The organism is Streptomyces sp. CNX435, from assembly GCF_059570575.1.
In genome coordinates, this window is the sequence record NZ_JCANTA010000018.1 from 71777 (window position 1) to 91435 (window position 19659).

The window sequence follows — 19659 nt, forward strand, 5'->3', positions numbered from 1 at the left end:
CGGACGGGTGAATTCCGCTCGGGGCGCCGGCGCCACCGGGAGTGAGGGGGGGCTGAGAACCGTGAGAGCGGGATGAGAGGGGACGGCCCCGGGGGCGGCCGGTCTGAGCGTATCGGGTGAGTGATTCTCATGGGCTTCTCATCCTCACGTCCCGGCGCCGTCCCGCGGCGGGACACGCGGGCGGGCGGCGGGAGTTCGGGAGGGCGCCGCGCCGCTGAGTCCGGGCGGCGGTCGGTGATCGGCGGTCGGCCGGATCGCCGGTCGCCGCCGGGTGCCGGTCCGCCGCGGGTCAGGCGTCGCGCAGCAGGCAGGTGAGCCGCGCGGTGCACACCCGGCGGCCCTCCTCGTCGCTGACGACGACCTCGTACGTCGCGGTGGACCGGCCGCGGTGCACCGGCGTGGCCACGCCGGTGACCACGCCCGCGCGCAGACCGCGGTGGTGGGTGCAGTTCAGGTCGACGCCGACCGCGACCTTGGCGGGGCCGCCGTGCAGCATCGCGCCGACGGAGCCCAGGGTCTCGGCGAGCACCGCGGATGCGCCCCCGTGCAGCAGCCCGTACGGCTGCGTGTTGCCCTCCACCGGCAGCGTGCCCACGACCCGCTCGGGCGCCGCCTCCAGCACCTTCAGGCCCATGCGCTGCCCGAGGGCGCCGGCGGAGAACAGCTTCTCCAGGTCGACGCCGATGCCGGCGAACTCGTCGAGGATCTCCTGGGGGAACTTCGTGGTGGTGTGCTCGCCCATGGGCGCCCGGCTCCGTCCTCTACGCCGTCGTGTCGGGCTCCACCGTAGACGCGGTCGCTTCCAGCCTGACCACCAGGGACTTGCTCGTGGGGGTGTTGCTCGTGTCGGCGGTGGAGTCGAGCGGCACCAGCACGTTGGTCTCCGGGTAGTACGCGGCGGCGCAGCCCCGCGCGGTCGGGTAGTGCACGACGCGGAAGCCGTCCGCGCGGCGCTCGACGCCGTCGTGCCACTCGCCGACGATGTCCGCGTACGCCCCGTCGGCGAGGCCGAGGTCCGCGGCGTCGTCGGGGTGGACGAGGACGACGCGCCGGCCGCCGCGCACGCCGCGGTAGCGGTCGTCCAGGCCGTAGATCGTGGTGTTGTACTGGTCGTGGCTGCGCAGTGTCTGCAGCAGCAGCCGCCCCTCCGGCACGTCGGGGTACGTCACTGGGCCGGCGGTGAAGTTCGCCTTGCCGGTGCTCGTGGGGAAGCGCCGCTCGTCGCGCGGGGCGTGCGGGAGGGTGAAGCCGCCGGGGCGGCGGACGCGGGCGTCGAAGTCCTCGAAGCCGGGCACCACGCGCGCGATGCGGTCGCGGATACGCGTGTAGTTACTGCTGAACTCCTCCCAGGGCGTGGCGCTGTCCTCCCCCAGCACCGCGCGGGCGAGCCGGCAGACGATCGCGACCTCCGACAGCAGCGCGTCGCTCGCGGGCGCGAGCCGGCCGCGGGAGGCGTGCACGACGCCCATGGAGTCCTCGACGGTGACGAACTGCTCGTGGCCGCGGCCGTCGGGACCGGGCTGCCGGTCGCGCTCGGTGCGGCCGAGGGTGGGCAGGATCAGCGCGCGGGCGCCGGTGACGACGTGGCTGCGGTTGAGCTTGGTGGAGACGTGCACGGTCAGCCGGGCGCGGCGCATCGCGGCCTCGGTGACCGCGGTGTCGGGCGAGGCCGAGACGAAGTTGCCGCCGACGGCGAAGAAGACCTTGGCGTCGCCGTCGCGCAGGGCGCGGATGGCGCGTACGACGTCGTAGCCATGCCGGCGGGGCGGGGCGAAGCCGAACTCCTTCTGAAGCGCGTCCAGGAAGGCGGGCGCGGGGCGCTCGAAGATGCCCATGGTGCGGTCGCCCTGGACGTTGCTGTGGCCGCGCACCGGGCAGACGCCGGCGCCGGGGCGGCCGACGTGGCCGCCGAGGAGCAGGAAGTTGACGATCTCCTTGATGGTGGGCACGGCGTGCTTGTGCTGGGTGAGGCCCATCGCCCAGCAGACGACGATCTTGTCGGCGCCGAGCACCAGCTCGGCGGCGCGGTCGATGTCGGCGGCGGTCAGCCCGGTGGCGCGCTCCGCCTCGGCGTCGTCGTAGGCGCGGGCGGCGGCGGCGTACTCCGCGTAGCCGTGGGTGTGGTCGGCGACGAACTCCTCGTCGACGGCCCGCATGCCGGAGTCGTGCGCGGCGAGGACGCGCCCGGCGAGGGCGCGGAAGAGCGCCTGGTCGCCGCCGGCGCGGATCTGGAGGAAGAGGTCGGTCAGCGGGGTCCCGCCGCGGGCGAGGCCGCGTACGGTCTGCGGGTTCTTGAACCGGACCATGCCGGGCTCGGGCAGCGGGTTCACGGTGACGATCCGGGCGCCGTTGTCCTTGGCGCGCTCCAGCGCGCTGAGCATCCGCGGGTGGTTGGTGCCGGGGTTCTGGCCGGCGACGATGATCAGGTCGGCCCGGTAGAGGTCGTCGAGCAGGACGCTGCCCTTGCCGACGCCGAGGGTCTCGGTGAGCGCGGAGCCGGACGACTCGTGGCACAGGTTCGAGCAGTCGGGCAGGTTGTTGGTGCCGAACTCGCGGGCGAAGAGCTGGTAGAGGAAGGCGGCCTCGTTGCTGGTGCGGCCGGAGGTGTAGAAGACCGCCTCGTCGGGCGAGTCGAGGGCGGTCAGCTCCTCGGCGACGATCTCGAAGGCCCGCTCCCAGGACACCGGCTCGTACGTCTCGGCGCCCTCGGCGAGGTACACGGGGTGGGTGAGGCGGCCCTGCTGGCCCAGCCAGTAGCCGCTGCGGCCGGCGAGGTCGGCGACCGGGTGCGCGGCGAAGAACCCGGGGGTGACGCGGCGCAGCGTCGCCTCCTCGGCGACGGCCTTGGCGCCGTTCTCGCAGAACTCGAAGGTGTGCGGGCGGTCCGGCTCGGGCCAGGCGCAGCCGGGGCAGTCGAAGCCGTCGCGCTGGTTGACGCGCAGCAGGGTCCGGGCCGTACGCCGTACGCCCATCTGCTCCTGGCCGGTGCGCAGCGCGTGCGCGATGGCGGCGGCGCCGACGGCGGACTGCTGGGGCGGGGTGACCTCGGGGGCGTCCTGAACGGGGTCGCCGACGGGCGGTTTACCGGCCATGGCGGTCACCCTTTCCGGTGCGGGTTCTCGTGGACGGCGTACGGACCGATCCTGCCATGCCGCACCGTCACGGGACCGTTGTCGGTGCGGCATGGCAGGATCGGATCCGTGGCTGAGAACGCATCGAAGACCCAACGCCCCCGCCTGATGCTCCTGGACGGACATTCCCTTGCGTACAGGGCGTTCTTCGCGCTGCCCGCGGAGAACTTCTCCACCACCAGCGGGCAGATCACCAATGCGATCTACGGCTTCACGTCGATGCTGTCGAACACGTTGCGTGACGAGGCGCCGACACACCTGGCCGTCGCCTTCGACGTGTCCCGCAAGACCTGGCGCTCCGCGGAGTACGCGGAGTACAAGGCGAACCGCACCTCGACCCCCGACGACTTCCGGGGCCAGGTCGAGCTGATCGGCGAGCTGCTGGACGCGATGAACGTGCCGCGTTTCGGCGTCGAGGGCTTCGAGGCGGACGACGTGATCGCCACCCTGGCGACGCAGGCGGAGGCCGCCGGGTTCGACGTGCTGATCGTCACCGGCGACCGGGACTCCTTCCAGCTCGTCTCCGACCATGTGACGGTGCTGTATCCGACGAAGGGCGTCTCCGAGCTGACCCGCTTCACGCCGGCGAAGGTCGAGGAGCGGTACGGGCTGACGCCCGCGCAGTACCCGGACTTCGCCGCCCTGCGCGGCGACCCCTCCGACAACCTGCCGGGCATCCCGGGCGTCGGCGAGAAGACCGCGGCCAAGTGGATCAAGCAGTTCGGCTCGTTCGCGGAGCTGGCCGAGCGCGCCGAGGAGGTCAAGGGCAAGGCCGGGCAGAACCTGCGCGACCACCTGGACGCGGTGAAGCTCAACCGCCGCCTCACCGAGCTGGACCGGGGCGTCGAGCTGCCCACCGGCCCGGAGGGCCTGGAGCGCCGGCCGTACGACCGGACGTCGCTGCAGGTCATCATGGACGCCCTGGAGTTCCGCAACCCCAACTTCCGCGAGCGGCTGTTCAACGCGGACCCGGGCGCCGGCGAGCAGCAGGCCGAGCCGGAGCCCGGGGTGCAGGTCGACGGCCGGGTGCTGGCGACCGGCGAGCTGGCGCCGTGGCTCGCCGAGCACGGCTCGGGGCCGCTCGGCCTGGCCACCGTCGGCACCTGGCAGCTCGGCGTCGGCAGCGTCACCGAGGTCGCGCTGGCCACCGCGGCGGGGCCGGCCGCGTGGTTCGACCCGGCCCGGCTGGACGCCGGCGACGAGCAGGCGTTCGCGCGCTGGCTCGCGGACCCCGGCAGCGCCAAGACGGTGCACGACGCGAAGCGGGCCATGCGCGTCCTCGCCGAGCACGGCTGGACGGTCGAGGGCGTGGCGATGGACACGGCGCTCGCCGCCTACCTGGTCACCCCCGGCCGGCGCACGTTCGCGCTCGACGCGCTGTCCATCGCCTATCTGGGCCGTGAGCTGGAGCCGCCGGCCGCCGACGGGCAGCTGGAGCTGGGCCTCGACGGTGCGGAGGGCGACCAGGAGGCGGCGGAGCGGGACGCGCTGATGCGTACGGCCCGTACGGTCCTGGACCTCGGCGAGGCGCTCTCGGAGAAGCTGGCGCAGGTCGGCGCGGCGGAGCTGCTGCGCGACATGGAGCTGCCGGTCTCGGCGGTGCTTGCGGGGATGGAGCGGGCGGGCGTCGCCGTCGACCGGGCCCATCTGGAGGCCATGGAGGAGCAGTTCGCCGGCGCGGTGCAGCAGGCCGTCCGGGAGGCGCACGACGCGGTGGGGCACGAGTTCAACCTCGGCTCGCCCAAGCAGCTGCAGGAGGTCTTCTTCGGCGAGCTGGGCCTGCCGAAGACGAAGAAGACCAAAACGGGCTACACGACGGACGCCGACGCGCTCGCGTGGCTCGCCACCCAGACCGACCACGAGCTGCCGGTCATCATGCTGCGCCACCGCGAGCAGGCCCGGCTGCGCTCCACGGTCGAGGGGCTGATCAAGACCATCGCGGCGGACGGCCGGATCCACACCACGTTCAGCCAGACCGTCGCCGCCACCGGCCGGCTGTCCTCCACGGATCCGAACCTGCAGAACGTGCCCATCCGTACGGACGAGGGCCGGGCGATCCGCCGCGGCTTCGTCGTCGGCGCGGGGTACGAGTCGCTGCTGACCGCCGACTACAGCCAGATCGAACTGCGCGTCATGGCCCATCTGTCGGAGGACGAGGGCCTGATCGAGGCGTTCACCTCCGGCGAGGACCTGCACGACACCGTCGCCTCGCAGGTGTTCTCGGTGCCGCGCACCAAGGTCGACCACGAGATGCGGCGGAAGATCAAGGCCATGTCGTACGGGCTGGCCTACGGGCTGTCCGCGTTCGGCCTCTCCCAGCAGCTGGGCGTCGAGGCCGCCGAGGCCCGCAAGCTGATGGAGAACTATTTCGAGCGCTTCGGCGGCGTACGGGACTATCTGCGCCGCGTCGTGGACGAGGCCCGGGCCACGGGCTACACGGAGACGATGTTCGGCCGCCGCCGGTATCTCCCCGACCTCAACAGCGACAACCGCCAGCGGCGCGAGATGGCCGAGCGGATGGCGCTCAACGCGCCGATCCAGGGCACCGCGGCGGACATCGTGAAGCTCGCGATGCTGCGGGTGGACCGGGCGCTGGCGGCGGCTTCGCTGGAGACCCGGCTGCTGCTGCAGGTGCACGACGAGGTCGTGCTGGAGGTGGCCCCGGGCGAGCGCGAGCGGGTGGAGGAGCTGGTGCGGCGCGAGATGGCGGGCGCGGTCTCCCTGCGGGCGCCGCTGGATGTGGCGGTCGGCGTGGGCCCGGACTGGGACTCGGCGGCCCATTGACCGCCACCGCCACACGGCGGCTCGCTGACCGCCATTGGGCGGGCTCGCTGACCGCCGCGCGGCGGGCCGCCGGGTGTCCCGGCGGCCCGTGACCGGTCAGCCGCGGGTGTCGTCCTCGCCGATGTGGTGGACGCGGACGAGGTTGGTCGAGCCGGAGATGCCGGGCGGGCTGCCTGCGGTGATCACGACCACGTCGCCCTTGCGGCAGCGGCCGATCTTCAGCAGCTGCTCGTCGACCTGCGCCACCATCTCGTCGGTCGTCTGCACCATGGGGCCGAGGAAGGTCTCCACGCCCCACGTCAGGTTCAGCTGGCTGCGCGTGGCCCGGTCCGGCGTGAAGGCCAGCACCGGGATCGGCGAGCGGTAGCGCGAGAGCCGCCGTACCGTGTCGCCGGACTGCGTGAACGCCACCAGGTAGCGCGCCCCGAGGAAGTCGCCGATCTCCGCCGCGGCGCGCGCCACCGCGCCGCCCTGCGTGCGCGGCTTGTTGCGCTCGGTCAGCGGCGGCAGCCCCTTGGCGAGCATCTCCTCCTCCGCCGCCGAGACGATCCGGCCCATCGTCCGCACCGTCTGGATCGGGTACTTGCCGACGCTCGTCTCGCCCGAGAGCATCACGGCGTCCGTGCCGTCCATCACCGCGTTGGCGACGTCGGACGCCTCCGCGCGGGTGGGCCGGGACGCCTCGATCATCGAGTCGAGCATCTGCGTGGCGACGATGACCGGCTTGGCGTTCCGCTTGGCGAGCTTCACCGCCTGCTTCTGCACCATGGGCACCTGCTCCAGCGGCATCTCCACGCCGAGGTCGCCGCGGGCCACCATGATCCCGTCGAAGGCGTCGACGATGCCCTCCAGGTTCTCGACCGCCTGGGGCTTCTCCACCTTGGCGATCACCGGGACCCGCCGGCCCTCCTCGTCCATGATCCGGTGCACGTCGCGGACGTCCTGCCCGGAGCGGACGAAGGACAGCGCGATGACGTCCGCGCCCGTGCGCAGCGCCCAGCGCAGGTCGTCGCGGTCCTTGCCGGAAAGCGCGGGCACGGAGACGGCGACACCGGGCAGGTTCAGCCCCTTGTTGTCGGAGACCATGCCGCCCTCGATGACCATGGTGCGGACCCGGGGCCCGTCCACCGCGGTCACCTCCAGGGTGACGCGGCCGTCGTCGACGAGGATCCGCTCGCCGCGCCCGACGTCGGCGGCCAGCCCGGCGTACGTCGTACCGCAACACTTGCGGTCGCCCTCGACCGGGTCGACGCTGATGGTGAATTCATCGCCCCGTTCGAGAAATACAGGACCTTCGTGGAAGGTGCCCAGCCGGATCTTCGGGCCCTGAAGGTCGGCGAGCACGCCGACGCTGCGCCCCGTCTCGTCCGCCGCCTTGCGCACCCGTGCGTAACGCTCCTCGTGCTCAGCGTAAGTTCCGTGGCTGAGGTTGAACCTGGCGACGTCCATTCCCGCTTCGACCAGCCCCTTGATCTGGTCGTATGTGTCGGTCGCTGGCCCCAGGGTGCAAACAATCTTCGCTCGGCGCATGTATTCGACTCTATGACTTACCGGCAGGTAGGGAACTGGGTATTGGCCACTCTCCAACGACATTTGATTGAACGTCTATTGAGAGCGAGCTGACAACTAATAAAACGTGCGCGCCTCTGCTCTTATGAGCGCAATCACAGTTGCGGACGGGTCATGACGAACCTTGCGTTCACCCGGGCGTAAACCGTCTGTCGCTGGGGTTCGAGGTCGAGCGCGGGCGCCGGTTCGGCCCCCGAGGGGGCACCGCCGAAGCCGCGGGTCGCCTCCCGCGCCATCCACCTCTCCGCGTGCTCCGCGCCCTCGTCGGCGACCTCCACGACCGCCGTCAGGTCCGCGCCCAGCGCCGCCGCGTACTCGCGGGCACGCGTCACCGCCTCCCGTACCGCCTGCTGCCGGGCCTCGCGGTGCACCGGCGAGTCCGGGCGCAGCCCCCACCACGGGCCCTCGACGGTGGCCAGGTCGAGGTCGGCGGCCCGGGTGGTCAGCTCGCCGAGCGCGGTGAAGTCGCCGAACGTCGCGGTCAGCCGGACCCGGCCGTGGTAGCGCCGCACCCGTTCGCCGCGGCTGTGCCGGCCCAGTTCGGGCGTCACCAGCAGCGCCCCGGTCTCCAGCTTCTCGACCGCGTCGCCGTAGGACCTGATCAGCTCCCGGGCCTCGGCGTTGCGGCGGGTCAGATCCGCCAGCGCGCCGCGTCGGTCGGTGCCGCGGACGGCGACCGTGACGGCGATCCGGGCGATCTCCGGGTCGACTTCGAGGCGCGCTTCGCCGCGGACGGCGAGGCGCGGCTCGTCGGGGGTGCCGTAGGGAGTGGGACCGGAGGGGGACGGGGCAGGCGAGGGCGCGGAGGGCGGGTTCGTCATGCCTTCACTGTGCCAGGGTCCGGCGCGCGCGGGATCCCGTGCGCCGGCTCGTCGGGCCGTTCGCGCCGGGACCGCCGGAGTCCGAAGGTGGTGAAGGCGGTGCGGTGCGGCAGCGGGTACGGCTCGGTGCCGGTGACGTCGTTGAGGATGACCGCGCTGCGGTGGGCGGCGAGGCCCAGGTCGGGGGCGCCGACCCCGTGCGTGTGGCGCTCGGCGTTCTGGACGTAGATCCGGCCCGTGACGGCCGGGTCGAGCACGAGGCGGTGGCCCTCGTCGATCTCCGGGCGGCCCGCGGCGTCGCGGCGCAGCAGCGGCTCCAGCGGGGCGAGGAGGCCGTCGAGCGGGCGTTCCCGGTAGCCGGTGGCGAGCACGACGGCGTCCGTACGGAGGGTCTCGCGGGCGCCCTGCGCGGCGTGCTCCAGGTGCAGTTCGATGCGGTGCGGGCCGAGGCGGCCGGCGGTGCGCACGGTGACGCCGGGAGTGAGGACGGCGTCGGGCCAGCCGCCGCCGAGGGTGCGGCGGTACAGCTCCTCGTGGACGGCTGCGATGGTCTCGGCGTCGATGCCCTTGTACAACTGCCACTGCCGGGGCAGCAGTTCGTCGCGCACCTCCTCGGACAGCCCGTGGAAGTAGCGCGCGTAGTCGGGCGTGAACTGCTCCAGGCCCAGCTTGCTGTACTCCATCGGCGCGAACGCGGGGGTACGGGCCAGCCAGTGCAGCCCCTCCGCGCCCGCCGGCCGGGCCCGCAGCAGGTCGAGGAAGACCTCCGCGCCGGACTGCCCGGCGCCGACGACGGTGACGTGCCCGGCGGCGGCGAGGCGTGCCCGGTGGACGAGGTAGTCGGCGGCGTGCACGACGTCGGCGGTGGGCGACTCGGCGAGCGGACGCAGCGCCTCCGGCACGTACGGCTCGGTGCCGACGCCGACGACGAGGTGGCGGGCGTGGGCGCGGCCCAGCGCCGCGGCCTCGCCGGAGCCGTCGAGCTGGGTGAAGTCGGCCTCGAAGAGGCCGCGTTCGGCGTTCCAGCGGACGCTCTCGACCTGGTGGCGGAAGTACAGGCCGGGGAGCTGACCGCTGACCCAGCGGCAGTACGCGTCGTACTCGGCGCGGTGGGCGTGGAAGCGCTCGGCGAAGTAGAAGGGGTAGAGCCGCTGGCGGACGCGTAGGTAGTTGAGGAAGCTGAAGGGGCTGGTGGGGTCGGCGAGCGTGACGAGGTCGGCGAGGAAGGGTACTTGGAGGGTGGTGCCCTCGATGAGGAGTCCGGGGTGCCAGCGGAACTCGGGGCGGCGCTCGTAGAAGGCGGTGGAGATGCCGTGGACGCGGGCGGCGAGGGCGGCGAGGGAGAGGTTGAACGGGCCGATGCCGATCCCGGCGAGGTCGAGGGGGCGACCGGGGCCGGCGTGCTCAGCGGGCATCGGGGGCGGTTCCGTTCTCGCGGGCGGGACGGGCCGGGAGGTCATGGCAGGCTGGGCGGGCCGGGCGGTCCCGGGCGCTGTCTCCGGCCGCTGCTGCTGCCGCCGCCGTCGGTGGCTTCGGTGCCTTCGGTGCCGTCCGGTGGGCCTCGGTGACGAGCTTCAGCAGGCTGCGCAGGTCGCCGGGCTGGACGTGCGGGTTGAGCAGGGTCGCCTTCAGCCAGCGCCGCCCGCCCGCCTCCGCGCGGCCGAGCACCGCGTGCCCGTCGGCGAGCAGCCGCCGCCGCAGCGCCGCGACCGCGGCGTCGTCGGCTCCGGTGGGCCGGAAGAGGACCGTGGTCAGCGGCGGCGGCGCGTACAGCTCCAGCTCCGGGTCCTCCTCGACGAACTCCGCGAGCCGCGCCGCCGCGGCGAACGTCCCCTCCACCAGCTCCGCGACCCCGGCGCGCCCGAGCGCGCGCAGCGTGACGGCTACCTTGAGCACGTCGGCGCGGCGCGTGGTGCGCAGCGAGCGGTGCAGCAGGGCGGGCAGGCCGGCGTCGGTGTCGTCGGCGGCGCTGAGGTAGTCGGCGCTGTACGCGAGCGGCGCCAGGTCGGCGTCGTCCCGTACGGCCAGGAAGCCGGCGGCGATCGGCTGCCAGCCCAGCTTGTGCAGGTCGAGCGCGACGGTGTGGGCCCGGTCGAGCCCGGCGACGAGGTGCGCGCGGCTCGGGGCGAGCAGGAGCAGCCCGCCGTACGCGGCGTCCACGTGCAGCCGGGCGCCGTGCGCCGCGGCGGCGTCGGCGAGTGCGGGCAGCGGGTCGACGGCGCCGGCGTCGGTGGTGCCGGCGGTGGCGACGACCAGCGCCGGCCCCGGCCCGCCGCCGGGGCCGCGGCCGCGGAGCAGGCCGAGGGCGTCGCGTACGGCGGCGGGGCCGAGGACGCCGCGCGGCGTGGGGACGACGTGCGGGGCGCGCATGCCGAGCAGCCACGCTGCGCGGTGGACGCTGTGGTGGGCGTTGGCGCCGGCGACGACCTGCACGCCGGGACCGAGGAGTTCGCGGGCGAGCAGCAGCGCGAGCTGGTTCGCCTCGGTGCCGCCGGTGGTGACCAGCGCGTCGGGGCGGGCGGCGCCGGGGTGCACCTCGGCGGCGACCGCGGCGGCCACCTCGGCCTCCAGCTCGGCGGCGGCCGGGGCCTGGTCCCAGGAGTCCAGCGACTGGTTGAGCGCGCCGGCCGCGAGGTCCGCGGCGGCGGCGAGGGCGAGCGGCGGGGCGTGCAGGTGGGCGGCACAGTGCGGGTCGGCCGGGTCGGCGGCGGCCTCCGCAAGAAGGCGTACGAGGCCGGCGAGCGCCGCCTCCGCCCCGACGCCGGTGTCGGGCAGCACGGGGCGGGCGGCCTCGCGTACCCGTCCGGCGACGGCCGCGGGGCCGCCGGCGGGCAGCGGGCCGCCGCGGCGGGCGGCGCCGTCGGCGAGGGCGGCGAGGACGGTGTCGAGGTACGGGCGGAGGGCGCGGGGGCCGGCGGGGCCGCCCGCGAGGGCGGCTTCGGCGGCAGCGGGCATGCTGGCTCCTGGGGGCGCCGGTCTCGGAGAACCGGTGTGGTGAGGTGAGGCGGGCCTAACCTACTTCCGGCTTTTCCCCGAAACGTGCCGTTCTGCCCGGCAGTTCGCCCGTACGTGGGAACACGCGGAGAGGCGGGGGGAAGCGTCGCCCGATCTGCTACGGCCGGGCACGCCGCCCGTCGGGGCGGCCCGCGCCCGGCCGATCCCCGGTCTCCGCTCGCGGGTCGCGGGGTGCGGGTCACAGGGCGCGGGTCGCAGGGCGCCCGTCGCCGCCCGCCGCTCGCCTCTCCGCTACGGAACCCGGGCTCCCGCCGCCTCCCGTACGCGCAGCGCCCGGCCGAGGTCGTCGAGCTGGTCGGCCAGCCGCCGCCGCAGCGCCGGCACCGGCTCGCCCCGCTCCAGGCACTCCTTGCCGAGCCGCAGCGTCTCCGCGTCCACGAACCCCCGCGGGAACCCCGCACGCCCCGCCGCCACGGCGATGGCCGGGCCGCGGCGCGCGGCGAGCGCCGGCGTCTCGGCGAACCAGCGCGGCACGTACGGCGCCAGCACCTCGCGGTGCTCCGGCTGCCAGAAGCCCAGGGCGGTGGCGGTGAACAGGTAGTTGGAGGGCTCTCCCCCGGTGCCGGCCGCGCCGCCGTCCCCGTACATCGCCGCCCAGGCCGCCGCCTTCGCCCCGGCGTCCGGCAGCGCCGCCAGGCACCGCGCCGCCCCCTCCTGGGCCGAGGCGCCGGGGTCGCGGGCGACCTCCGCCTCGATCCGGTCCGGCCCGGCGGCGCCGAGGACGGCGAGCCGGGTGAGGCAGCGCCAGCGCAGGTCGGGGTCGAGGGCCGGGCCGCCGGGGACGGTGCCGGCGGCGAGCCAGTCGCGTACCTCGTCGGGCTCGTCGGCGCAGTCGATGAGGGCGCGGAGCGCCGCCAGCCGGAGCCCCGGGTCGGCGTTGTTGTCGGTGCGGCGCAGCAGTTCGCGGCAGATCGCGGCGACGGTCGCGCGGGCCGCGGGCCGGTCGGGGCCGGGTGCGTAGGCGTCGGCGAGCGGGCCGCGGGCGAAGGCCAGCACGGCCTGGACGACGGCGAGGTCGGCCTCGGCCGGCAGGTGCGCGGCGGCGGCCCGGAGGTAGTCGGCGGGCGGGAGTTCGGCGTCGCGGACCATGTCGCGGGCGGCGTTCCAGAGGACGGCGCGGCTGAGCGGGTCGGGGATGCCGGACAGGCAGCGCAGGGCGGTCTCCCAGGACCGGTCGTCCAGACGGATCTTGGCATACGTGAGATCGCCGTCGTTGAGGAGGACGAGGTCGGGCGTCCGGCCCTCCGCGGAAACGGACTTCAGCCCGAGGTCCGCGGTGAAGTCGTGCGGCAGCCTCGCGCGCAGCACCATGCGGCCGGGCTCGTCGGGGACCTCGTCGTAGAGGCCGACGTCCAGCCGGTGCGGGCGGCGCCCGGCGTGCTCGACCTCCAGCACCCACACGTCGCCGTCGCCCTCCCGGGTCTCCGGCCGGAAGGTGTCGACGCCGGTGGTACGCAGCCAGTCGTCGGCCCACTCGGGCACGTCGCGGCCGGAGGCGCGGGCCATGGACTCGATGAAGTCGGCGAGGGTGGTGTTGCCGAAGCGGTGCCGGGCGAAGTAGTCGTCGAGCCCGGCGAAGAAGTCCTTCTCGCCCATCCAGGCGACGAGTTGGCGGAGCGCGCTGGCACCCTTGGCGTACGAGATGCCGTCGAAGTTCTGCAGCGCGGAGGCGCTGTCCGCGACGCGCGGCGGGGCGACGGGGTGGGTGGAGGGCCGCTGGTCGGCGTCGTAGCCCCAGCTCTTGCGGGCGACGGCGAACTCGGTCCAGATGCCGGTGAAGCGGGTGGCCTCGGAGAGGATCTGGCAGCCCATGTACTCGGCGAAGGACTCGTTCAGCCAGATGTCGTCCCACCAGCGCAGGGTGACCAGGTCGCCGAACCACATGTGCGCCATCTCGTGCGCGATCACCATGGCGCGGGTCTGGCGCTCGGTGTCGGTGACGGCGGAGCGGTAGACGAACTCGTCGCGGAAGGTGATCAGCCCCGGGTTCTCCATCGCGTTGGCGTTGAACTCCGGGACGAACGCCTGGTCGTACGAGTCGAAGGGGTACGGCTCGGCGAACCGCTCGTGGTAGCGGTCGAAGCAGCGGCGGGTGACGTCGAACAGCTCGTCGGCGTCGGCGTCGAGATGGGCGGCGAGCGAGCGGCGGCAGTGCAGGCCGAAGGGCAGCCCGGCGTGGTCGGTACGGACGGAGTGCCAGGGGCCGGCGGCTACGGCGACGAGGTAGGTGGCGATGGGCGGGGTGGTGGTCAGCCGCCAGCGGACGCCGGCGCCGGGACCGGGCTCGGGCTCGGGGCCGGCCTCCGGGCCGGAGCCCGGGCCGGAGTCCTTGTCGGCCCTCTCCGCCCCCACCGGCGCCGTCCGGGCGATGCCGTTGCCGAGGACGGTCCAACCGGCGGGCGCGGTGACGGAGACGTCGAAGACGGCCTTGAGGTCGGGCTGGTCGAACGCGGCGAAGACGCGCTGCACGTCGTCCAGGAAGAGCTGGGTGTAGACGTACGTCTCGCCGTCGGCGGGGTCCGTGAAGCGGTGCATGCCCTCACCGGTGCGGGAGTAGCGCATGACGGCCTCGACGCGCAGTTCGTGCTCGCCCTCGTCGAGTTGCAGCGGGATGCGGTTGTCCGCGAGCGCGCCGGTGTCCAGGTCCCGGCCGTCGAGCGTGACCCGTACCAGCTCGGCGGGCTTGACCTCGACGAACGTCTCTCCCGCCGCGCGAGCGGCGAAGGTGACGGCGGTGCTGCTGCCGAAGACCTCCGCACCGCGCGTCAGGTCGAGGTCGACGGCATAGTGGCGGACGTCGAGGAGGTCGGCGCGGAGCTGCGCCTCGGCGCGGGTGAGTGCGGGCATGGGGCAATGCTGCCTCACCACCTGCGGCTACGACGACACCCCGGGGGCGTAGAGCCTCGAACCCGCGTCCGGGGCACCGGCCGCCCCGGGCCTGCGCGGCTACGCTGCTGCACATGCCGGGCAGAACCCTGGAGGCGCTGGGCCTCGCGACCGTGCCGCTGCTGGAGCCGCTGACGTATCCGGGGCCGCCGGTGCCCGGTCCCTCGCTGCTCGCCGGCGACCGGCTGCTGCCGCTGCGGCCCGCGCCGGGCGGGGTGGGGCGGTGGCGGGTGGCCGGGGACCGTACGGGCGGGGGGCCGCACACCGGGCTGGACGCGGGGCTCGACACAGGGCTGGACAGGGCGCAGGGCCCGGGGCCGTACGAGGCGCTGGACGACGTGCTGGACGAGGCGCTGGACGACGTGCTGGCGTCGCTGGGGCAGGCGCCTGCCGCGGAGCGGTTCCCGGTGCTGGCGCTGGGGTCGAACGCGGCCCCGGGGCAGCTGCGCCACAAGCTGACGCGCCTCGGCCTGCCCGCGGTCGTGCCGGTCACGCCGGCCGCCGTCCGCGGCCTCGGCGTGGGCGTCTCGGGGCACATCAGCCGCCCGGGGTACGTCGCGGCGGCCCCGTACGCCGACGAGGCGGCCGAGTCGGGGCTGTGGGTCACATGGCTGGACGAGCAGGCACTGCGCGCCGTGGACGGCACGGAGATGCCGAACTACGGCCGCGCGCTGCTGCCGGCCGCGGAGTTCCCGGCGCGGCTGCCCACCGGCGAGCAACTGCCGGGCACGTACGTCTACTTCAACGCCCGCGGCATCCTCTCCGGCCCCGACCACCGCCCGCTCCCCCACATCCCGGACCAACCCGCCCTGCTGACCCGCCTCCTCGCCGCCTCCCCCCGCCTGCACGACCTCCTCGGCCCGACACCCCGCCACTGGGTCGCCCGCGCGGCGGCCGACGCGGCGGCGCGGAAGGCGGGGACGCGGATCTTCCGCGAGGAGGGCTGGCTGCTGCCGGAGCCGGCCTTCGCGGCGTACGCGACGAGGGGCCAGACGTAGTACGGGGGCGTCCGGTGCGGGCCTCGCCCGCGGAGACCTTGACGCGTACGCGACCAGCGAGCACACTCGGTGCCGTTTACGTAAACATACCGGTACCGGGACCGGCGTCTCGCACTCACCGCACCGTCGCACCGCGCACGTGTCCGCAACCCGAAGAGCGATGAGAGGTACCCCCATGCCGCTCGACCGCCGCACGTTCCTGCTCTCCTCCGGCGCCGCCCTCGCCGGCGGTGCCGGGCTCGCCGCCGCCGGCCCCGCCGTGGCGCGGCCCGCCGCCCCGCTCGCGTGGGAGACCGTGATCGGCACCGGCACCTTCGCCGACTACGGGGCGCTGGAGTCCACCTGGAACTACCTCTATCCGTGGGGCTCCGACCACAACGGCACCGCTCGGATGTACGCCAGCGCCACCGACCACAACCACGTCTACCTGGAGTCCGGCGTCCTCGTACTGAAGGCGTCACGCATCAACTGGGACGAGGGCAACAGCAGCAAGGACCCCTACCTGCCGATCCACTACCACTCCGGCACGATCCACTCCAAGATGCGGCTGACGGTGACCGACCAGTACCCGGAGTGGGAGGTCAAGGGCGAGTTCCAGGCGCCGTCCGCGCGCGGCACCTGGCCCGCGTTCTGGCTGACCGGCGCCAACAGCTGGCCGCCGGAGAGCGACATCCTGGAGTACAAGGGCGACGCCCGCAACTGGTTCAACACCTACGACGGCGGCTGGGAGAACACCATCGTCCCGGTCTCCAACCCCGGTTCCTGGCACGGCTACCGCGCCTGGATCGCCAAGGTGAACGCGACCGACGTCGACATCCACTACTACCTCGACGACCAGTGGGTCGGGCAGCACCGCGGCTCGAACTTCGTCGGGGCCCCGATGCACCTCATCCTCAACCTGCAGATGGAAGGGTCGTCCGGGTCGTCGGGGCCGTCCGGGGACACGTACTACCGCGCCCGCAACATCTACGTGGGACGCTCCAACAACGGTTGACGCCGCCTCTCCCACGAACAGCCACGAACAGCCACGAACGGTCGCGAACGGTCGCGAACGGCTACGAACGATCGCGAACGGTCAGTCCGTCGACGACGACGGCTCCGGGGCGGAGGAGTTGGCGATCGTCTCGTGGTGGCGGATGACCTCGGCGATGATGAAGTTCAGCAGCTTCTCCGCGAAGGCGGGATCGAGCTTGGCGCTCTCCGCCAGCTCGCGCAGGCGGGTGATCTGGCGGGCCTCGCGGGCGGGGTCGGCGGGGGGCAGGTGGTGGGTGGCCTTGAGGCGGCCGACCTGCTGGGTGCATTTGAAGCGTTCGGCGAGCATGTGCACGACGGCCGCGTCGATGTTGTCGATGCTGTCGCGGAGCCGGTCGAGCTCGGCTCGTACGGCGGAGTCGGAGAGGCCGTCCATGGCCGACGGGGACGTGGAGTGGTCGGTCATCCCGCCACCGTAACAGGGGCGGGGACGTTGTCAGTGCCGGCTGTTACGTTCCTGCCATGGAGGGAAACGTGCAGGCGGGGGCGGACCGGCGGGCGGTGGCCGCGGCGGCGGTGACGGTGGTGCTGTGGGCGTCGGCGTTCGTCTCGATCCGGGACGCGGGGGAGCACTTCAGCCCCGGCGCGCTGGCGCTCGGGCGGCTGCTGGCGGGCTCGGCCGCGCTGGCGCTGATCCTCGTCGTGCGCCGCGAGGGGTTGCCGCCGCGGGCGGCGTGGCCGGGCATCGCCGTCTCGGGCACGCTCTGGTTCGGGGTCTACATGGTGGCGCTCAACTGGGGCGAGCAGCTGGTCGACGCGGGCACGGCCGCCATGGTCGTGAACGTCGGGCCGATGCTCATAGCGCTGCTCGGCGGCTGGCTGCTCAAGGAGGGCTTTCCGCCGATGCTGCTGGCGGGCCTGGCCGTGGCTTTCGCGGGCGCCGTGGTGGTCGGGATATCCATGTCCGACGGCGGCACATCCTCGCTGGGCGGAGTGCTGCTGTGCCTGCTCGCGGCGGCCACGTACGCGAGCGGTGTCGTCAGCCAGAAGCCGGCCCTCGCGCACGCCTCGCCGCTGCAGGCCACGGCCTACGGTTGCATGACGGGCGCGGTGCTGTGCCTGCCGTTCGCGGGGCAGCTGGCGGGGCAGGTGGGCGACGCGCCGCTGTCGGCGACGGCCAACGTGCTGTATCTCGGCGTCTTCCCGACGGCGCTGGCGTTCACGACGTGGGCGTACGCGCTGGCGCGGACCACGGCGGGGAAGATGGGCGCCACGACGTATGCGGTGCCGGCGCTGGTGGTGCTGATGTCCTGGGCGGCGCTGGGCGAGGTGCCGGAGGCGCTGACGCTGGTGGGCGGTGTGCTGTGCCTGGCGGGGGTGGCTGTTTCGCGGCGGCGGGGCGCAGGTCGCGGCCGGGGTGTCGTCGCCGCGGGCGGTGCGGTGCGGGAGCCCGGCGAGCCGGCGCGGGAGGAGGAGCCCTGCTGAGTGGCCGGGGTGTGCCCGGGACGTAGCGCGGATCCTCCCGTGGTACTACGACCGCGCGCAGATGCGGGCCGTGGTCGGACGATCGGCGTGGTCGCGCGGCCTAGCGTCGCCGGTATGACGATCGAAGTACGCGGGCTCACCAAGAGGTACGGCGAGAAGACCGCCGTCGACGACCTGACCTTCACCGTGCGCCCGGGAACCGTGACCGGCTTCCTCGGGCCCAACGGCGCCGGCAAGTCCACCACGATGCGCCTCATCGTGGGCCTGGACGCGCCGACCCGCGGCTCCGCCACCGTGAACGGACGCCGCTACGCGACGCATCCGGCGCCCCTCGCCGAGATCGGGGCGCTGCTGGAGGCGCGGTCCGTGCACACCGGGCGCAGCGCGTACAAGCACCTGCTCGCGCTCGCCCTGACCCACGGCATCCCGCGCGCCCGGGTGGAGGAGGTGATCGAGGCGGTGGGGCTGGCCGGCGCGGCGCGCAAGCGCGCCGGCGGGTTCTCGCTGGGCATGGGGCAGCGGCTCGGCATCGCCGCCGCGCTGCTCGCCGACCCGGCGACCGTCGTGCTCGACGAGCCGGTCAACGGCCTCGACCCCGAGGGCGTGCTGTGGATCCGCACCATGCTCAAGGAGCTGGCGGCGCAGGGCCGCACGGTGTTCGTCTCGTCGCACCTGATGAGCGAGATGGCGCTGACCGCCGAGCACCTGGTCATCGTCGGCCGCGGGCGGCTGCTCGCGGACACGACGGTGGCGGAGTTCGTACGGTCCGCCGGGCGCGACGAGGTGTCGCTGAAGTCGCCGCAGGCGGGCCGGCTGCGGGAGCTGCTGGCCGGCCCCGGCGTCGAGGTCGCCTCGGACGCGCCGGGCGAGCTGCGGGTCAGCGGGGTCGGCGCGGAGGACATCGGGCTGACGGCCGCCGCGCACGGCGTGCCGCTGTTCGAGCTGACACCGCACCGGGTGTCGCTGGAAGAAGCGTTCATGGAGCTGACCCGGGACGCCGTCGAGTACCACGGCCACGTCGCGGGGCGGAAGGAACGGCCGGGACGTGGGGAACGGAAAGAAGGAGTCGCCGCATGAGCACCCCGTCCCTGATCGCGCCCGGCCCCGGCGGCGCGGGCGCCGGGGCCCGCGGCGGCGCGGGCTACCGCGTGACGTACCCGCGCGTGCTGCGCTCGGAGTGGTCGAAGCTGTGGTCGCTGCGCTCGACCTGGTACGCACTGGCCGCCGTCGTCGTGCTGACCCTCGGCATCGGGCTCGCCGTCGGCGCCACGTACACCGACGGCGGCGACGACGGCCCGGGGGACGCCGTCGAGGCCACCCTGCTGGGCCTGAACTTCGGCCTGCTGATCCTGCCCGTGCTGGGCATCCTCACCACCGCCGGCGAGTGGTCGACGGGCATGGTGCGGGCCACGATGGCGGCCGTGCCGCGTCGGCTGCCCGTGCTGTGGGCCAAGGCGGCCGTCTTCGGCGCGGTGAGCTTCGTCCTGACGCTGGCGACGGCGCTGGTGACGTTCCCGGCGGCGCAGGCGTTCCTCGCCGGCACCCCCGTCGCCGCCGGCCTCGGCGACCCCGGGGTGGCGCGGGCGCTGCTCACCACGGCCGCGGGGGCGGCGCTCATCGCCGTGCTCGGGGTGGCGGTCGGGGCGCTGCTGCGCAGCATCCCGGCGTCGATCGGGGCCTTCGTGGCGGTGCTGATGGTGGTGCCGAACGTGGCGCCGCTGCTGCCGTACGGGTGGGTCGAGGACGCCGTGGCGTACACGCCGCTGGCCGCCATGGAGCCGCTGGCGGCCGCCCACCCGGACCCGGACCTGCCGACGGTCGGCACGGCGCTCGTCAGCATGGTCGTCTGGGCGGCGGCCGGGCTGGTCGCCGCGGCGCTGCGGCTCCTGCGTAGTGACGTCTGAGAGCCCGCCGGGCAACCATGGGCCGGGGGACGCGCGGAGGCGCGCGGCCCCGGCTGGGGGGTTCGGCTGGGGGTTCGGCAGGCGCCGGGCGGGC

General features: G+C 74.2%; 14 protein-coding genes. 6 read left to right on the top strand and 8 right to left on the bottom strand.

Translation table 11 applies throughout. The features are described from left to right. Window positions 1-289: 289 nt before the first annotated feature. Window positions 290-742, bottom strand: coding sequence for a PaaI family thioesterase (locus T328_RS25830; protein ID WP_496498567.1), 453 nt, complete (start codon window positions 740-742; stop codon window positions 290-292). Between the two features lie 19 nt (window positions 743-761). Next, the gene (locus tag T328_RS25835) at window positions 762-3092 is read right to left on the bottom strand and encodes an FdhF/YdeP family oxidoreductase (protein WP_496498568.1); all 2331 of its coding nucleotides are present in this window, start codon (window positions 3090-3092) and stop codon (window positions 762-764) included. A gap of 147 nt (window positions 3093-3239) precedes the next feature. On the opposite strand from T328_RS25835, the gene polA reads away from it, so the two are divergent. Then, window positions 3240-5915 (top strand): DNA polymerase I, encoded by a 2676-nt coding sequence (polA, locus tag T328_RS25840; protein WP_496498645.1) that lies wholly within the window; start codon window positions 3240-3242, stop codon window positions 5913-5915. Between the two features lie 96 nt (window positions 5916-6011). Here polA and pyk read toward each other — a convergent pair whose 3' ends face one another. From pyk to pepN, 5 genes are all read right to left on the bottom strand, one after another. Beyond that, on the bottom strand, window positions 6012-7445 hold the full coding sequence (gene pyk / locus T328_RS25845; RefSeq protein WP_496498569.1) for a pyruvate kinase: 1434 nt from the start codon (window positions 7443-7445) through the stop codon (window positions 6012-6014). Between the two features lie 134 nt (window positions 7446-7579). Further along, complete coding sequence (locus T328_RS25850) at window positions 7580-8305, bottom strand: SIMPL domain-containing protein (protein WP_496498570.1); 726 nt, start codon at window positions 8303-8305, stop codon at window positions 7580-7582. Further along, window positions 8302-9720, bottom strand: coding sequence for a lysine N(6)-hydroxylase/L-ornithine N(5)-oxygenase family protein (locus tag T328_RS25855; RefSeq protein WP_496498571.1), 1419 nt, complete (start codon window positions 9718-9720; stop codon window positions 8302-8304). Before T328_RS25855 ends, T328_RS25850 begins: the two co-directional genes overlap by 4 nt. Beyond that, window positions 9710-11260, bottom strand: coding sequence for a pyridoxal phosphate-dependent decarboxylase family protein (locus tag T328_RS25860; RefSeq protein WP_496498572.1), 1551 nt, complete (start codon window positions 11258-11260; stop codon window positions 9710-9712). The genes T328_RS25855 and T328_RS25860 overlap by 11 nt, the downstream gene beginning before the upstream one ends. A gap of 291 nt (window positions 11261-11551) precedes the next feature. Beyond that, a complete protein-coding gene (pepN, locus tag T328_RS25865; protein WP_496498573.1) occupies window positions 11552-14167 on the bottom strand; it encodes an aminopeptidase N in 2616 nt (871 codons plus the stop codon). A gap of 113 nt (window positions 14168-14280) precedes the next feature. On the opposite strand from pepN, the gene T328_RS25870 reads away from it, so the two are divergent. Continuing rightward, window positions 14281-15204: a hypothetical protein gene (locus T328_RS25870; RefSeq protein ID WP_496498574.1), complete on the top strand. Its 924-nt coding sequence runs from the start codon at window positions 14281-14283 to the stop codon at window positions 15202-15204. Window positions 15205-15379: 175 nt separating this feature from the next. Further along, window positions 15380-16198 (top strand): glycoside hydrolase family 16 protein, encoded by an 819-nt coding sequence (locus T328_RS25875; protein WP_496498575.1) that lies wholly within the window; start codon window positions 15380-15382, stop codon window positions 16196-16198. Window positions 16199-16279: 81 nt separating this feature from the next. Here the strand turns inward: T328_RS25875 and T328_RS25880 are convergent, their stop codons facing one another. Then, window positions 16280-16642, bottom strand: coding sequence for a chorismate mutase (locus tag T328_RS25880; protein ID WP_496498576.1), 363 nt, complete (start codon window positions 16640-16642; stop codon window positions 16280-16282). A gap of 56 nt (window positions 16643-16698) precedes the next feature. Here T328_RS25880 and T328_RS25885 point away from each other — a divergent pair, with 56 nt between their 5' ends. The 3 genes from T328_RS25885 (at window position 16699) to T328_RS25895 (ending at window position 19565) form a co-directional block, all read left to right on the top strand. After that, window positions 16699-17661, top strand: a complete 963-nt coding sequence (locus T328_RS25885; RefSeq protein ID WP_496498577.1) for a DMT family transporter — start codon at window positions 16699-16701, stop codon at window positions 17659-17661. Window positions 17662-17775: 114 nt separating this feature from the next. Next, window positions 17776-18738, top strand: coding sequence for an ABC transporter ATP-binding protein (locus tag T328_RS25890; RefSeq protein ID WP_496498578.1), 963 nt, complete (start codon window positions 17776-17778; stop codon window positions 18736-18738). Then, a complete protein-coding gene (locus tag T328_RS25895) occupies window positions 18735-19565 on the top strand; it encodes an ABC transporter permease (protein ID WP_496498579.1) in 831 nt (276 codons plus the stop codon). Before T328_RS25890 ends, T328_RS25895 begins: the two co-directional genes overlap by 4 nt. Window positions 19566-19659: the final 94 nt, after the last annotated feature.

Bases quoted from the DNA above. Each gene is read 5' to 3' on its own strand.
- T328_RS25830 (WP_496498567.1), bottom strand. From the start codon at position 742: ATGGGCGAGCACACCACCACGAAGTTCCCCCAGGAGATCCTCGACGAG.
- T328_RS25835 (WP_496498568.1), bottom strand. From the start codon at position 3,092: ATGGCCGGTAAACCGCCCGTCGGCGACCCCGTTCAGGACGCCCCCGAG.
- polA (WP_496498645.1), top strand. From the start codon at position 3,240: ATGCTCCTGGACGGACATTCCCTTGCGTACAGGGCGTTCTTCGCGCTG.
- pyk (WP_496498569.1), bottom strand. From the start codon at position 7,445: ATGCGCCGAGCGAAGATTGTTTGCACCCTGGGGCCAGCGACCGACACA.
- T328_RS25850 (WP_496498570.1), bottom strand. From the start codon at position 8,305: ATGACGAACCCGCCCTCCGCGCCCTCGCCTGCCCCGTCCCCCTCCGGT.
- T328_RS25855 (WP_496498571.1), bottom strand. From the start codon at position 9,720: ATGCCCGCTGAGCACGCCGGCCCCGGTCGCCCCCTCGACCTCGCCGGG.
- T328_RS25860 (WP_496498572.1), bottom strand. From the start codon at position 11,260: ATGCCCGCTGCCGCCGAAGCCGCCCTCGCGGGCGGCCCCGCCGGCCCC.
- pepN (WP_496498573.1), bottom strand. From the start codon at position 14,167: ATGCCCGCACTCACCCGCGCCGAGGCGCAGCTCCGCGCCGACCTCCTC.
- T328_RS25870 (WP_496498574.1), top strand. From the start codon at position 14,281: ATGCCGGGCAGAACCCTGGAGGCGCTGGGCCTCGCGACCGTGCCGCTG.
- T328_RS25875 (WP_496498575.1), top strand. From the start codon at position 15,380: ATGCCGCTCGACCGCCGCACGTTCCTGCTCTCCTCCGGCGCCGCCCTC.
- T328_RS25880 (WP_496498576.1), bottom strand. From the start codon at position 16,642: ATGACCGACCACTCCACGTCCCCGTCGGCCATGGACGGCCTCTCCGAC.
- T328_RS25885 (WP_496498577.1), top strand. From the start codon at position 16,699: ATGGAGGGAAACGTGCAGGCGGGGGCGGACCGGCGGGCGGTGGCCGCG.
- T328_RS25890 (WP_496498578.1), top strand. From the start codon at position 17,776: ATGACGATCGAAGTACGCGGGCTCACCAAGAGGTACGGCGAGAAGACC.
- T328_RS25895 (WP_496498579.1), top strand. From the start codon at position 18,735: ATGAGCACCCCGTCCCTGATCGCGCCCGGCCCCGGCGGCGCGGGCGCC.